General features: G+C 41.7%; 9 protein-coding genes and 3 rRNA genes. 9 read left to right on the forward strand and 3 right to left on the reverse strand.

The features are described from left to right. Window positions 1-31 precede the first annotated feature (31 nt). Complete coding sequence (gene yugI / locus ACZ11_RS24590) at window positions 32-409, forward strand: S1 domain-containing post-transcriptional regulator GSP13 (protein WP_049669163.1); 378 nt, start codon at window positions 32-34, stop codon at window positions 407-409. Between the two features lie 229 nt (window positions 410-638). On the opposite strand, the gene ACZ11_RS24595 is transcribed toward yugI, so the two are convergent. Further along, window positions 639-1,946 (reverse strand): sigma-54-dependent Fis family transcriptional regulator, encoded by a 1,308-nt coding sequence (locus tag ACZ11_RS24595; protein ID WP_049669164.1) that lies wholly within the window; start codon window positions 1,944-1,946, stop codon window positions 639-641. A gap of 145 nt (window positions 1,947-2,091) precedes the next feature. Between ACZ11_RS24595 and pruA the strand changes: the two genes are divergently transcribed. From pruA to ACZ11_RS24615, 4 genes are all read left to right on the forward strand, one after another. Beyond that, complete coding sequence (pruA, locus tag ACZ11_RS24600; protein WP_049669165.1) at window positions 2,092-3,636, forward strand: L-glutamate gamma-semialdehyde dehydrogenase; 1,545 nt, start codon at window positions 2,092-2,094, stop codon at window positions 3,634-3,636. Window positions 3,637-3,875: 239 nt separating this feature from the next. After that, window positions 3,876-5,069 (forward strand): ornithine--oxo-acid transaminase, encoded by a 1,194-nt coding sequence (locus tag ACZ11_RS24605; RefSeq protein ID WP_049669166.1) that lies wholly within the window; start codon window positions 3,876-3,878, stop codon window positions 5,067-5,069. Window positions 5,070-5,152: 83 nt separating this feature from the next. Then, the gene (locus ACZ11_RS24610) at window positions 5,153-6,397 is read left to right on the forward strand and encodes a Glu/Leu/Phe/Val family dehydrogenase (protein ID WP_049669167.1); all 1,245 of its coding nucleotides are present in this window, start codon (window positions 5,153-5,155) and stop codon (window positions 6,395-6,397) included. A 233-nt stretch (window positions 6,398-6,630) separates the two neighbouring features. Further along, on the forward strand, window positions 6,631-7,794 hold the full coding sequence (locus ACZ11_RS24615; protein WP_049669168.1) for an iron-containing alcohol dehydrogenase: 1,164 nt from the start codon (window positions 6,631-6,633) through the stop codon (window positions 7,792-7,794). Window positions 7,795-7,956: 162 nt separating this feature from the next. On the opposite strand, the gene ACZ11_RS24620 is transcribed toward ACZ11_RS24615, so the two are convergent. Both ACZ11_RS24620 and ACZ11_RS24625 read right to left on the reverse strand, forming a co-directional pair. Continuing rightward, entirely contained in the window at window positions 7,957-8,952 is a 996-nt protein-coding gene (locus ACZ11_RS24620) for a cation diffusion facilitator family transporter (protein WP_049669169.1), read from the reverse strand. 15 nt (window positions 8,953-8,967) lie between these two features. Further along, window positions 8,968-9,687 carry an MgtC/SapB family protein gene (locus ACZ11_RS24625; protein ID WP_049669170.1) on the reverse strand — a complete coding sequence of 240 codons (720 nt, stop codon included), beginning with the start codon at window positions 9,685-9,687 and terminating at the stop codon, window positions 8,968-8,970. 512 nt (window positions 9,688-10,199) lie between these two features. On the opposite strand from ACZ11_RS24625, the gene ACZ11_RS24630 reads away from it, so the two are divergent. The 4 genes from ACZ11_RS24630 to rrf form a co-directional block, all read left to right on the forward strand. Next, the gene (locus ACZ11_RS24630) at window positions 10,200-11,099 is read left to right on the forward strand and encodes a DMT family transporter (protein WP_049669171.1); all 900 of its coding nucleotides are present in this window, start codon (window positions 10,200-10,202) and stop codon (window positions 11,097-11,099) included. 283 nt (window positions 11,100-11,382) lie between these two features. Beyond that, window positions 11,383-12,934, forward strand: a 16S ribosomal RNA gene (locus ACZ11_RS24635). A 179-nt stretch (window positions 12,935-13,113) separates the two neighbouring features. Further along, window positions 13,114-16,041: ribosomal RNA gene (locus tag ACZ11_RS24640) — 23S ribosomal RNA — on the forward strand. A 116-nt stretch (window positions 16,042-16,157) separates the two neighbouring features. Then, window positions 16,158-16,219 (forward strand): 5S ribosomal RNA (gene rrf / locus ACZ11_RS24645); the annotation flags it as partial.

Below are 16,219 nucleotides of genomic sequence, written 5' to 3' on the forward strand. Positions count from 1 at the left end.
GTAGCAAACAAAAAGAAAGTGGGCAAAGTTTATGGGAAAAAAATATGAATTAGGGGACGTGTTGACTGGAAAAGTTACAGGTATACAGCCGTATGGTGCATTTGTTGCACTTGATGAAGATACACAGGGCCTTGTGCATATTTCCGAAATTACGTACGGCTTTGTAAAGGACGTTAGTGAATTTTTGTCAGTTGGGCAAGAGGTAGAAGTAAAGATACTTGAAATCGATGAAGATGCCGAAAAAATTAGTTTATCGATTCGTGCTTTGCAGGAGCGCCCAACTACATTGCGTAAAAAAGATCCACTACCACGTAAATCATTGCAGGACCGTGTAGATGAATCGGATGCGAATGGTTTTAATTCCCTAAAAGATAAATTGCAGGACTGGATTGAGCAGTCAGGACAATAATGTACTTTAATCAGTGGGGGTTTTCTTTATCGCCCACTGGTTAATAGTCTTCACCTATCGGGCTTTTACAGGCAGTTATTTTTCCTAACTTCTTTGCTTTTGCTGAATTTGAGGCGGGAGTCTTATACTATACAGATAAATTACTGCCTGTTAATGCGAGATAAAAAACGAGGATGCTTTCAAATATGAAGGTATCCTCGTTTTTTTTTTATTCAAATATAGCTGAAAGTTATTGGTTTTTTATTTTTCGAATTCGATATTGTAAGTTTTGTCGACTCATTCCAAGTGCACTGGCGGCCTTTGTAATATTGCCTTCATATAAATTTAAGACGTTTTGCACATAATATGATTCGGCTTCACGCAAATAAGCATCGAGCGGCATAACATCATTCTGTTGCTGGAACATAAAGAATTCCGGCTCGTGATTGGATGTGTCTTGCTGCTGTACCTTGAAGCGGAAATGCATTGGTAATAAATCTGAAGTAACTGTTGATTCAGTGGTCATAAACGACACAATTTCATCTAGTAATAGCTCAAGTTCCTTTAAATTTCCTGGCCAATCATATTGCAAAAATAAATCCTGTACATCAGGTGCTAGATCCGCGACATTTGAAGCAAAGCGTTCTCGATGGCGGTTAAAGTAATCATCTACGAATGGAAGAATATCTTCTTTACGATCTGTTAGATTTGGGATGGTAATAGCCATTGTAGCAAAGAAATAATACAGTGATTTTGAAAGTTTCTTTTCCTCGATCAATGTAATGGGATCGCTTCCTACACTTCCAATAAGCATGTATTTAGACTGTGGAAGAGATTGTAATATCTCTAATAGTTGCTCTTGAATGTCTAAACTTAAAAAGTCAATGCGTTCAAAGAAAAAAGTGTATGGCTTGTCATCCTGTAAGAGCTCCTGCACTTTATCTAAAACAGATGGAACAGAGCGACGACTCACTAAGGTTACAAATGCTTCAGGGTCAGGCGATGCTGCATGGTGTATCCCCTCTGCGACTAAATCTTTTCCTGTACCCGATTCTCCAATTAGTAATACCGGTAATTTCACAGCTGCTGCTTTTTTTGCGTTTGCGATAATTTGTCGCATCGATTCGGAAACAGCTGTAATCATATCGAATGTTAAAGGTTCATCATATCGACGAAGGGGTTGATAAACTAGCTTTTCGAGTGATGTAATGTCACGAGCAAATTCAATCGCTCCAATTAGTTTATTTTCAACATAAAGTGGAAAAGTATCATTAATAGTTGTAATTTCATGACCATTTTTATTCCAATATGTTTGTTTAACGTTAATTTCCTTTTTACCTGTTTGTAATACACGCATTAAAGTACTTTCATGCTGGCGGAAGGAAAACATTTCAATAATAGAACGATCTGCTAATTCATCAAAATGGAAGCCTTCAATTTCTTTCATCTTTGAATTATAAATAATTGTTTTGCCAGAAAGGTCTACAGCATGGATACCAACAGAAACATTTGTTGCAATGAACTTATAAAAAGGGAGTAAAGGTTCGGAATTTTTCATAAAATGTGCACCTCAAAAATTTTTTACTTGAAATATGCAACAAAATTTTGCATTATAATAAGTGTAAGAATATTCTAAACGCAAAGATATTTTGCGTCAATGTTTTTTGCACACTTAAAACACATCTCACGAGGGAGGATAAAGTATGATTTCATACAAACACGAACCATTCACAGATTTTACTCAAGAGGCAAATTACAACGCATATTTAGAAGCATTAAATAAAGTAGAGAGTTATTTAGGTCAAGACTACCCACTAATTATCGGTGGAGAACGTATTACTACAGAAGATAAAATCGTTTCATATAATCCGGCAAAGAAAACAGAAGTAATTGGCCGCGTATCAAAAGCAAACAAAGAACTAGCTGAAAAAGCAATGCAAGCTGCAGACGAAACATTCAAAACTTGGAAAAAAGTAGATCCAGCTATTCGTGCAGACGTACTATTCAAAGCAGCGGCGATTATCCGTCGTCGTAAACACGAGTTCTCTGCACTTTTAACAAAAGAAGCAGGTAAACCGTGGGCTGAAGCTGATGCAGATACTGCAGAAGCAATTGATTTCTTAGAATACTATGGTCGTCAAATGCTACGTATTAAAAACGGTCAACCTGTAGAAAGCCGTCCTGGTGAATATAACCGTTATGACTATATTCCACTAGGTATTGGTATTGTTATTTCACCATGGAACTTCCCATTCGCTATTATGGCAGGGACAACGGTTGCAGCTTTAGTAACAGGTAACACTGTATTATTAAAACCAGCTTCAACAACACCTGTAGTTGCTTATAAATTTATCGAAGTGTTAGAGCAAGCAGGTCTTCCAGCAGGTGCTGTGAACTTTGTACCAGGATCAGGTGCTGAAGTAGGTGACTACTTAGTTGATCATCCAAAAACACGCTTCATCAGCTTCACTGGATCTCGTGATGTAGGTTTACGTATTAACCAACGTGCATCTGTATTAAACGACGGTCAAATTTGGATTAAACGTGTTATCGCTGAAATGGGCGGTAAAGATACAATCGTTGTTGATAAAGAAGCAGACCTAGAGCTTGCGGCACAATCTATCGTAAAATCAGCATTTGGCTTCTCAGGTCAAAAATGTTCAGCATGTTCTCGTGCTGTTATTGTTGAAGATGTATATGACACAGTTGTTAATCGTGTAATTGAGCTTACTAACACGTTAACAGTTGGTGATCCATCAGACTTCAACAATTTCATGGCAACAGTTATTGACCAAGCGGCATTCAATAAAGTGACAGAGTACATTGAAATTGGTAAAGGAGAAGGTCGCCTTGTTGCAGGTGGTACAGCTGATGATTCAGTTGGTTACTTCGTTCAACCAACAGTATTTGCAGACGTAGAGCCTTCTGCGCGTGTTATGAAAGAAGAAATCTTTGGACCAGTTGTAGCTATTACAAAAGCTAAAGATTTCGATCAAGCAATTGATATTGCAAACGATACTGAATACGGTTTAACAGGTGCCGTTATTACAAATAATCGTATGAACCAAGAAAAAGCACGTGAAGATTTCCATGTAGGTAACTTATACTTCAACCGTGGCTGTACTGGTGCAATCGTAGGTTACCAACCATTCGGTGGCTTCAACATGTCAGGTACTGACTCAAAAGCAGGCGGTCCAGACTACTTACAATTACACATGCAAGCAAAAACAACTTCTGAAATGCTATAACTTCTTTCGGCTGACTGAAGGAGTTATGCTTCGGGACGCAATTAGTTGAGGCATTATAAGAGAATCTGCGAGACTCCTCCTGGTAAAGTGAGTCCTGTCGAGGCGGCTTACCTAGGAGTAGTGAGCAGATTCTTGCTTTTTATATTCAGAAAATGCTGAAATTGTTCTATTAATTTTACTTATAGAGAAACATAGTCTGCCAAAGATTTTTCATCATGAACGTAAGGAGAGAATACTATATGACAAAAACAGATCAAGTTATTGAACAAACTCAAAATTATGGTGCTGCAAACTATCATCCGCTGCCAATCGTTATTTCAGAGGCTGAGGGTGTTTGGGTAAAGGATCCAGAAGGTAACAAATACTTAGATATGCTATCAGCTTATTCTGCTGTGAATCAGGGACACCGTCATCCTAAAATTATCGCCGCGTTAAAAGAACAAGCTGATAAAGTAACATTAACTTCTCGTGCATTTTATAGTGAAAACCTTGGTGAATGGTATGAGCTTGTTGGTAAATTAACGAATAAACAAATGGTATTACCGATGAATACAGGTGCGGAAGCGGTAGAGACTGCATTTAAAGCAGCTCGTCGTTGGGCATATGATGTAAAAGGTGTAGAAGATGGCAAAGCTGAAATCATTGCATGTAATGGAAACTTCCATGGTCGCACTATGCTTGCTGTATCTTTATCATCTGACGAAGAGTATCGTCGTGGCTTCGGTCCAATGTTACCGAATGTTAAGTTAGTAGATTACGGTAACCTGGAAGCTTTAAAAGCTGCAATTACTCCAAATACAGCAGCATTTTTAATTGAGCCAATCCAAGGCGAAGCTGGTATTGTTATTCCATCAGAAGGCTTCTTAAAAGCAGCTCGCGAGTTATGCCGTGAAAACAATGTTTTATTCATTGCAGATGAAATCCAAGCTGGTTTAGCACGTACAGGTAAAATGTTCGCATGTGATTGGGAAGAAGTAGAGCCTGATATGTACATCTTAGGAAAAGCTTTAGGCGGCGGCGTATTCCCGATTTCTTGTGTAGCTGCAAATCGTGAAATCTTAGGTGTATTCAATCCAGGATCACACGGTTCAACTTTCGGTGGTAATCCTTTAGCGTGTGCTGTATCAATTGCTTCAATTAAAGTATTACTAGATGAAAAATTAGCCGAGCGTTCACACGAACTTGGCGAATACTTTAAAGGTAAATTAAAAGAAATTAAGAACCCAGTCATTAAAGAAGTTCGTGGTCGTGGTTTATTTATCGGAATGGAATTAACAGAGGCGGCACGTCCGTACTGTGAAAAGCTTAAAGAGTTAGGCCTATTATGTAAAGAAACACATGATACAGTCATTCGATTTGCGCCACCACTTGTTATTTCTCAAGAAGATTTAGATTGGTCAATCGAACAAATTGAAAAAGTATTTAATATTTAACAAAATGTTCACATTTTAATTCGGAAGTATGTTACAATGATGCCGATATACTATCATTATAAAAAACAAAGAGGCGATTTAATATGTCTGAAAACTTAAATCTGTTCACATCAACTCAAGAAGTCATTCAAGAGGCACTAAATAGACTTGGTTATGACGAAGCTATGTATGAATTATTAAAAGAGCCGCTTCGCATGCTACAAGTACGCATTCCAGTGAAAATGGATGATGGTACAACAAAAGTATTTACTGGTTACCGTGCACAACATAATGATGCTGTAGGGCCAACTAAAGGTGGGGTACGTTTCCATCCAGCAGTATCTGAGGAAGAAGTTAAAGCGCTTTCAATGTGGATGACATTGAAATGCGGTATCGTGGATCTACCTTATGGCGGTGGTAAAGGCGGTGTCATCTGTGATCCTCGTCAAATGTCTATGGATGAAATCGAAAAATTGAGCCGTGGATATGTACGTGCAGTTAGTCAAATCGTAGGACCAACAAAAGATATTCCTGCGCCAGACGTATTTACGAATGCACAAATTATGGCTTGGATGATGGATGAATACAGCCGTATGGACGAATTCAACTCACCAGGTTTCATCACAGGTAAGCCACTAGTGCTTGGTGGTTCTCAAGGTCGTGACCGTGCAACTGCACAAGGTGTAACGATCGTTATCCAAGAAGCAGCGAAAAAACGTGGTATTGAAATTAAAGGTGCACGTGTTGTTATTCAAGGCTTCGGTAACGCAGGTAGCTTCCTTGCAAAATTCATGCATGATTTAGGTGCGAAAGTAATCGGTATTTCAGATGCTTATGGTGCACTTCATGATCCTGAAGGTTTAGATATCGACTACTTATTAGATCGTCGTGATAGCTTCGGTACAGTAACAACATTATTTGAAAATACAATTTCAAATAAAGAATTATTAGAGCTTGATTGTGATATTCTAGTGCCAGCTGCTATCGAAAACCAAATTACTGCTGACAATGCACACAACGTTAAAGCAAACATCGTAGTAGAGGCAGCGAACGGTCCAACAACTGCTGAAGCAACTAGAATTCTAACTGATCGTGGCATTCTACTTGTACCAGACGTATTAGCATCGGCTGGTGGTGTAACAGTTTCTTACTTCGAATGGGTACAAAATAACCAAGGTTATTACTGGACAGAAGAAGAAGTTGAAGAACGTCTATACAAAAAAATGGTTGAAGCATTTGAAAACGTTTATACAACAGCGACAACACGTAACATTAACATGCGTTTAGCAGCTTATATGGTAGGTGTTCGCCGCACTGCAGAAGCTTCACGCTTCCGTGGATGGGTTTAATCAATATATATAAGAAAAACGGGTCATTCCTAGTCGGATGATTCGTTTTTTTATGTATACGTCCGGTTTTTATTCTTTGAATAAGTTGTTTAGTTTGTTGCACCATGAAGATCTTTTTTCTTTGCACTTTTTGTAGAGTGAATACAATTATATTAGAGCCAATATTTTGGTTTTAATTCTTTGCTTTCATCAATAGAAATATGAGAAAATCCAACTAGAAAGGGGCGAATTGAATGGATTCATTTACATTTTATAACCCAGTGAAGTTACATTTTGGTGAAAATGCACTGGAAAAGCTTTCAAATGAGTTAGCACAGCATGGTAAAAAGGTGTTAGTAGTATATGGTGGAGGCAGCGTTAAGAAAAATGGTGTATACAATGCTGTCATCGAAAAGTTACAAGAAGCCGATAAAACAATATTTGAACTTAGCGGTGTTGAGCCAAATCCACGTGTGGAAACAGCAAGACTTGGTATTGATCTTTGTAAAAAAGAAGAAATTGATCTAGTCATAGCTGTTGGTGGCGGTTCCGTAATTGACTGTTCTAAGTTAATTGTTGCGGGTGCAAAATATGATGGCGATGCTTGGGATATTGTAAAGCGTAAAGTAATTGTGGAGGACGCTTTACCACTCGGAACGGTATTAACACTAGCTGCAACAGGTTCCGAAATGAACTCGGGCTCTGTCATTACAAACGCTGCGACAGAAGAAAAACTAAGCTGGGGTAGCCCTGCTGTATTCCCGGATTTTTCGATTTTAAATCCAGCGTATACAGTGACAGTACCGAAAAATCATACAGTTTACGGTATCGTTGATATGATGTCTCATGTATTTGAACAATATTTCCATAATACGACGAATACACCGATTACAGATGAAATGTGTGAAGGGGTATTACGAACGGTCATTACAACTGCACCTAAACTAATAGAAGATTTAGAGAATATCCAGTTGCGTGAAACAATATTATTAGCCGGAACCATTGGGTTAAATGGATTCTTATCAATTGGCTCTCGTGGTGATTGGGCGTCACATAATATTGAGCACGCTGTATCTGCAGTTTACGATATTCCGCACGCAGGTGGTTTAGCAATATTACAACCACATTGGATGCGTCTAAGTGTACCCGTAAATCCAGAGCGTTTTGCAGGTATTGCAACACGCGTTTTCGGTGTCGATGCAACAGAGAAGTCTCCAGAAGAGGTTGCATACGAGGGGATTGATCGTTTATCGGCATTCTGGACTTCACTAGGAGCTCCAAGTAGTTTAGCCGATTATGAAATTGACGGTTCAAAATTCCAGCAAATTGTAGAGCATGCTATGCAAAATGGACCCTTTGGAAACTTCAACAAATTACAGGAAGAAGATGTGCGAACTATTTTACAAAACTCCCTATAACTTCTTTCAGTAAATGTTTTGCAACTTCAGTTACAGAAGTATACAGGATTGCTTAATAGAAGGTACAACAGAAGTAAAACAAGAACAGTGTTATCTGGTACTTATATAAAAAATAGCCAACTGCCCGAAATATGGCAATTGGCTATTTGATTATTAATGATGTTATTGTTTAAATGTTGAGTTTCCCGGTCTTTCGCCAATATGCTTCCAATCTAGTTTCCCATCATCCTCATCAAATAAAATAGCCACTTTTGATACACCCTTCTGACATAAAATGACCTCTGTTAAATGGTCACGTACATCATCCAGATAAGCGAGTGATAGGCTAGCGTCAGCTTCGGCAACTAATTCCACATGTAAAAATTCGCCTTCTTTAACGACCTCTAAGCGAACAATATCTTTAATGTTTGGGTCATCCATAACAAGGTGAGCAATATGATTTAGCATTTCTTCGTCTGTTTCACCAATAACTCCACGTGCATTATCAAGGAAAACTTTTGCTACTACATAGAACATCATACAGCCAATAATCATTGAAACAAGTCCTTCGATTCTTGTCCAGCCTGTAAAATGTGCGATTAAAATAGCAGCGAAGGCCAAGAAATTACCCCCTGTAGCAACTAAGTCTTCCATAAATACTAATTTTGTAGCTGGTTTCGCACGATTTAAATAGGGAATGGCTTTAGGAATAGCTGTTATTATCCCCGTTTTTTCCTGCCCAGCCTCATGTAGTATTTCAACGGCAGCCTTCGCAAGAACTGACCCTTCTAAAACAATACCGATTAATAGTACGCCAAGTGCAATGAGCATTCCTTTAGATTCTCCAGCTGGGTGTATAAAATGATGCCAGCCTTCTTTTACAGTTTCATAAGAAAGGATCGCCACAATTATAACAGCAAAAAGACAAACTAAGTTTACAATTCGGCCAAAGCCTCCGGGAAATTGTTTTGTCGGTGCTTTTTTCGAAAGCGCTGAGCCGATATAAACGAATAATTGGTTTGCTGCATCTCCTAGTGAGTGCATCATTTCTGCAAACATGGCAACATTACCTGTAAAGAAGAAGGCAACACCTTTAATAATTCCTAAAAAGGCATTGACAACTGCTGCAAGCAGAGAAGGTTTATTCCCATTTTTTAATAGTTTTAATAGTTCTACCACGAAAGAATCCTCCAACTAGTTTAAAATTTCCATTTCGATTTTTTCTATATAGGGTAGTGCTCGTAATGAACGATAAAATGACAGTAAGTTATCAGAAACTATTAATGATAAGCGTAAATCTAATTCGTGAAAAACATTACTATTATTTGGAATATCTTTAATGCGTATGTTTTCAATAATAATATTGTTTTCCTTTAGAAATTGTAAAAAGGATTCACTATTTTCATCATTGTTAATCTGAACCTTCAATGATATTTCTCGCATACGAATTCTTTTTGGTCCTATTTTCATTAGAAATGGCGATAAAACTTCAATTCCGAAGACAATGATAATTACAGCTAAAGTAGCATCCATATAGAAGCCTGCACCAACTGCAATTCCTATCCCAGCCGCTCCCCAGATCATTGCTGCAGTTGTTAAACCTGAGATACTATCATTCCCGCGTCTTAAAATAACACCTGCTCCAAGAAATCCAATGCCACTTACGATTTGGGCAGCCAAGCGTAGAGGGTCCATTGAAATATTGATATCTGATCTTGGGGGTGTTGAGTAGGCGGTTTCAATAGAAATAACAGTTAATAAACAGCTGAATGTAGCAATGACTAAGCTTGTTTTTAATCCTACAGGTTTCTTTTTTAATTCCCTTTCGATGCCGATTACTAAACTTAATGTGGCTGCAATTACTAATTTTATGCCAACTTCATATGTAATCGTATTTCCAAGTAAGGCTTCCATAGGCAACCCTCCACAGGTATTTCGTATTGATAAGAGATATGCAAGGTGTCATTATTATATGTACATTACTTTTTTGTATTGTACAACACGATAGTAATGAAGTATAAGTATTTTTATTTTCATTCAGTACTTATTTTTTCGTAGCTAAAGTGAAGCGGCAGTTATTAATGTTTTATGTAGCGAAAGCAGAGCGTCAGCTACAGATATCTTTACCTCTATAGGTAGTGAGATGAATGCGGGTATAAGTTAAAGTTTCCGGCAGATTTCACGGAATTTGAAAGGAGCTCTTAGAGGATGTTAGCTTAAAATCATCGCATCCATGCGATAATGGCTAACTGACCTGTGTCATGTGCTTTCGCACAAAGAACATCTGTTGCTGCCGCTGCGCTTTCGCACAAAAAACATCTGTTGCTGCCGCTGCGCTTTCGCACAAAAAACATTTGCAGGCCCGAGCGCAAAGCCGAATCCAGATGTAATAATGCCGAGGTAAAATTGATTGGAGGTTGGGTTTAATGGAGAAACCAAAAATTCATCCATACATTCCTATTTTTATTGGCGTAATTTCAGTATCCCTATCTGCCATATTTGTAAAATTAGCAAATGCAGAAGCAGGGGTTATTGCGTTTTACCGTATGTTGTTTTCAGTGTTAATAATGGCGCCTCTGTTTTTTTGGAAGTACACTAATGAGATAAAGGAATTAAGAATACGTGATTGGCTATTTTCTTCAGTTGCAGGTATATTTTTGGCCTTCCATTTCATTTTGTGGTTTGAATCACTCAATTACACTTCTGTAGCAAGTTCTACAGTTTTGGTTACACTACAGCCATTGTTTGCATTTGTAGGTACATATTTTTTCTTTAAAGAGAACATCACTCTGAAAACCATATTTGCAGGAGTGATTGCTATTGTCGGGAGTATTTTAATTAGTTGGGGAGATTTTAAACTTAGCGGTACTGCATTTTATGGAGACTTGCTTGCTCTTGTTGCGTGCGCACTCGTTACAGCTTACTTTTTATTTGGACAAGATGTACGGAAAAGATTATCTCTCGTGACATATACAATGGTTGTTTATGCTGTTAGTACAATTACATTATTTATCTATGTTCTTATTAAGGGGGAACCGTTCGGCCCTTATCCTACTATGGACTGGATATGGTTTATTTTATTAGCGATAGTTCCTAATTTATTAGGTCATACTCTATTTAATTGGTCTATTAAATACGTTAGTACAAATGTAGTCTCCATTGCTATATTATTTGAACCAATTGGCGCTGCCATTTTAGCTCTTCTAATTTTTAAAGAGTATTTAATAGCCACGCAAATTATTGGGGGATTCATTGTTATAGTAGGAATTCTCTTGTTTGTAGTCGATGAGAAAAAGATTTTTAAGTTTTTTTCAAAAAAAGCTTGATTTTTAGATTGCTATATTATATATTATTACTTGTCCTTAACAAGAAGGACGACTTGAGAAAAGATTTGAAAAAAAGATTTTTAAAAAAGTTGTTGACTTCTTGTTGAATACAAGTTATGATAATGAAGTAGCTGAAAAACAGCAACGAAATGAACCTTGAAAACTGAACAAGCAAAACGTAATCAATAAAGTTTTTAGTAGCTAACCTCGAGTTAGTGAACAAAACAAAATTTTGGACATCAAACATGATGCCAGCAAAACAATTTGAGCTAATCAAATTTCTTTTATGGAGAGTTTGATCCTGGCTCAGGACGAACGCTGGCGGCGTGCCTAATACATGCAAGTCGAGCGAACAGAGAAGGAGCTTGCTCCTTCGACGTTAGCGGCGGACGGGTGAGTAACACGTGGGCAACCTACCTTATAGTTTGGGATAACTCCGGGAAACCGGGGCTAATACCGAATAATCTATTTTACTTCATGGTGAAATACTGAAAGACGGTTTCGGCTGTCGCTATAAGATGGGCCCGCGGCGCATTAGCTAGTTGGTGAGGTAACGGCTCACCAAGGCGACGATGCGTAGCCGACCTGAGAGGGTGATCGGCCACACTGGGACTGAGACACGGCCCAGACTCCTACGGGAGGCAGCAGTAGGGAATCTTCCACAATGGGCGAAAGCCTGATGGAGCAACGCCGCGTGAGTGAAGAAGGTTTTCGGATCGTAAAACTCTGTTGTAAGGGAAGAACAAGTACAGTAGTAACTGGCTGTACCTTGACGGTACCTTATTAGAAAGCCACGGCTAACTACGTGCCAGCAGCCGCGGTAATACGTAGGTGGCAAGCGTTGTCCGGAATTATTGGGCGTAAAGCGCGCGCAGGCGGTCCTTTAAGTCTGATGTGAAAGCCCACGGCTCAACCGTGGAGGGTCATTGGAAACTGGGGGACTTGAGTGCAGAAGAGGAAAGTGGAATTCCAAGTGTAGCGGTGAAATGCGTAGAGATTTGGAGGAACACCAGTGGCGAAGGCGACTTTCTGGTCTGTAACTGACGCTGAGGCGCGAAAGCGTGGGGAGCAAACAGGATTAGATACCCTGGTAGTCCACGCCGTAAACGATGAGTGCTAAGTGTTAGGGGGTTTCCGCCCCTTAGTGCTGCAGCTAACGCATTAAGCACTCCGCCTGGGGAGTACGGTCGCAAGACTGAAACTCAAAGGAATTGACGGGGGCCCGCACAAGCGGTGGAGCATGTGGTTTAATTCGAAGCAACGCGAAGAACCTTACCAGGTCTTGACATCCCGTTGACCACTGTAGAGATATGGTTTTCCCTTCGGGGACAACGGTGACAGGTGGTGCATGGTTGTCGTCAGCTCGTGTCGTGAGATGTTGGGTTAAGTCCCGCAACGAGCGCAACCCTTGATCTTAGTTGCCATCATTTAGTTGGGCACTCTAAGGTGACTGCCGGTGACAAACCGGAGGAAGGTGGGGATGACGTCAAATCATCATGCCCCTTATGACCTGGGCTACACACGTGCTACAATGGACGATACAAACGGTTGCCAACTCGCGAGAGGGAGCTAATCCGATAAAGTCGTTCTCAGTTCGGATTGTAGGCTGCAACTCGCCTACATGAAGCCGGAATCGCTAGTAATCGCGGATCAGCATGCCGCGGTGAATACGTTCCCGGGCCTTGTACACACCGCCCGTCACACCACGAGAGTTTGTAACACCCGAAGTCGGTGGGGTAACCTTTTGGAGCCAGCCGCCGAAGGTGGGATAGATGATTGGGGTGAAGTCGTAACAAGGTAGCCGTATCGGAAGGTGCGGCTGGATCACCTCCTTTCTAAGGATATTTTCGGAATACAAACCTAGGGTTTGTAAGATTACGTTTTGCGTTCAGTTTTGAAGGTTCATCATAGAATGAAATACTTCAAAACTTGTTCTTTGAAAACTGGATAAAACGACATTGAAATTGTAACAAACACATTTATTTTTTAAGTTTTTTTATAGGCTTAATAACTTGGTTAAGTTATTAAGGGCGCACGGCGAATGCCTTGGCACTAGGAGCCGATGAAGGACGGCACTAACACCGATATGCTTCGGGGAGCTGTAAGTGAGCTTTGATCCGGAGATTTCCGAATGGGGGAACCCACTACGTTTAATCGCGTAGTATCTTGACGTGAATACATAGCGTCTTGATGGCAGACCCAGGGAACTGAAACATCTAAGTACCTGGAGGAAGAGAAAGAAAAATCGATTCCCTGAGTAGCGGCGAGCGAAACGGGAAGAGCCCAAACCAAGAGGCTTGCCTCTTGGGGTTGTAGGACACTCTATACGGAGTTACAAAAGAGCGAGTTAGATGAAGCGACTTGGAAAGGTCCGCCAGAGCAGGTAAAAGCCCTGTAGTCGAAAGTTCGTTCTCTCCTGAGTGGATCCTGAGTACGGCGGAACACGTGAAATTCCGTCGGAATCCGGGAGGACCATCTCCCAAGGCTAAATACTACCTAGTGACCGATAGTGAACCAGTACCGTGAGGGAAAGGTGAAAAGCACCCCGGAAGGGGAGTGAAATAGATCCTGAAACCGTGTGCCTACAAGTAGTTAGAGCCCGTTAATGGGTGATAGCGTGCCTTTTGTAGAATGAACCGGCGAGTTACGATTACGTGCGAGGTTAAGCTTTAGAAGGCGGAGCCGCAGCGAAAGCGAGTCTGAATAGGGCGAATTAGTACGTGGTCGTAGACCCGAAACCAGGTGATCTACCCATGTCCAGGGTGAAGGTGAGGTAACACTTACTGGAGGCCCGAACCCACGCACGTTGAAAAGTGCGGGGATGAGGTGTGGGTAGCGGAGAAATTCCAATCGAACTTGGAGATAGCTGGTTCTCTCCGAAATAGCTTTAGGGCTAGCCTCGTGATGAGAATACTGGAGGTAGAGCACTGTTTGGACTAGGGGGCCATCCCGGTTTACCGAATTCAGACAAACTCCGAATGCCAGATATTTATACACGGGAGTCAGACTGCGAGTGATAAGATCCGTAGTCAAAAGGGAAACAGCCCAGACCACCAGCTAAGGTCCCAAAGTAATCGTTAAGTGGAAAAGGATGTGGCGTTGCACAGACAACCAGGATGTTGGCTTAGAAGCAGCCATCATTTAAAGAGTGCGTAATAGCTCACTGGTCGAGTGACGCTGCGCCGAAAATGTATCGGGGCTAAACGATTCACCGAAGCTGTGGATTGACATCTACGATGTCAGTGGTAGGAGAGCGTTCTAAGTGCGTTGAAGTCAGACCGGAAGGACTGGTGGAGCGCTTAGAAGTGAGAATGCCGGTATGAGTAGCGAAAGACGGGTGAGAATCCCGTCCACCGTATGACTAAGGTTTCCTGAGGAAGGCTCGTCCGCTCAGGGTTAGTCGGGACCTAAGCCGAGGCCGATAGGCGTAGGCGATGGACAACAGGTTGATATTCCTGTACCACCTCCTCACCGTTTGAGAAATGGGGGGACGCAGTAGGATAGGGTAAGCGCGCTGTTGGATATGCGCGTCCAAGCAGTAAGGCGTGTGTGTAGGCAAATCCGCACACTATAACGTTGAGCTGTGATGGCGAGTCCGTATGGACGAAGTTCCTGATTTCACACTGCCAAGAAAAGCCTCTATCGAGGTGAGAGGTGCCCGTACCGCAAACCGACACAGGTAGTCGAGGAGAGAATCCTAAGGTGTGCGAGAGAACTCTCGTTAAGGAACTCGGCAAAATGACCCCGTAACTTCGGGAGAAGGGGTGCTCTTGAGCGTGCAAGCGCATGAGAGCCGCAGTGAATAGGCCCAGGCGACTGTTTAGCAAAAACACAGGTCTCTGCAAAACCGTAAGGTGACGTATAGGGGCTGACGCCTGCCCGGTGCTGGAAGGTTAAGAGGAGTGGTTAGCGCAAGCGAAGCTGCGAATTGAAGCCCCAGTAAACGGCGGCCGTAACTATAACGGTCCTAAGGTAGCGAAATTCCTTGTCGGGTAAGTTCCGACCCGCACGAAAGGCGTAACGATCTGGGCACTGTCTCAACGAGAGACTCGGTGAAATTATAGTACCTGTGAAGATGCAGGTTACCCGCGACAGGACGGAAAGACCCCGTGGAGCTTTACTGTAGCCTGATATTGAATTTTGGTACAACTTGTACAGGATAGGTAGGAGCCAGAGATCTCGGAGCGCCAGCTTCGAAGGAGGCGTCGGTGGGATACTACCCTGGTTGTATTGAAATTCTAACCCATGCCCCTTAGCGGGGCAGGAGACAGTGTCAGGCGGACAGTTTGACTGGGGCGGTCGCCTCCTAAAAGGTAACGGAGGCGCCCAAAGGTTCCCTCAGAATGGTTGGAAATCATTCGTAGAGTGTAAAGGCATAAGGGAGCTTGACTGCGAGACCTACAAGTCGAGCAGGGTCGAAAGACGGGCTTAGTGATCCGGTGGTTCCGCATGGAAGGGCCATCGCTCAACGGATAAAAGCTACCCCGGGGATAACAGGCTTATCTCCCCCAAGAGTCCACATCGACGGGGAGGTTTGGCACCTCGATGTCGGCTCATCGCATCCTGGGGCTGTAGTCGGTCCCAAGGGTTGGGCTGTTCGCCCATTAAAGCGGTACGCGAGCTGGGTTCAGAACGTCGTGAGACAGTTCGGTCCCTATCCGTCGTGGGCGTAGGAAATTTGAGAGGAGCTGTCCTTAGTACGAGAGGACCGGGATGGACACACCGCTGGTGTACCAGTTGTCTTGCCAAAGGCATCGCTGGGTAGCTATGTGTGGACGGGATAAGTGCTGAAAGCATCTAAGCATGAAGCCCCCCTCAAGATGAGATTTCCCATTACGCAAGTAAGTAAGATCCCTCAAAGACGATGAGGTAGATAGGTTCGAGGTGGAAGTGTGGTGACACATGGAGCTGACGAATACTAATCGATCGAGGACTTAACCAAAACGTTTGAAACATTCAATGCACGTTTATCCAGTTTTGAAAGAATAAGAAAAGTTTTTAAAAAAAGCTTGCAATTATAACGGAAATGAGTTATAATAAATCTTGTCTTTGAAATAGTCTAGTGATGATGGCAGAGAGGCCACACCCGTTCCCATACCGAACACGGAAGTTAAGCTCTT

Origin of the sequence: Lysinibacillus xylanilyticus (genome assembly GCF_001183605.1) — a bacterium.
Lineage (GTDB): Bacteria > Bacillota > Bacilli > Bacillales_A > Planococcaceae > Lysinibacillus > Lysinibacillus xylanilyticus.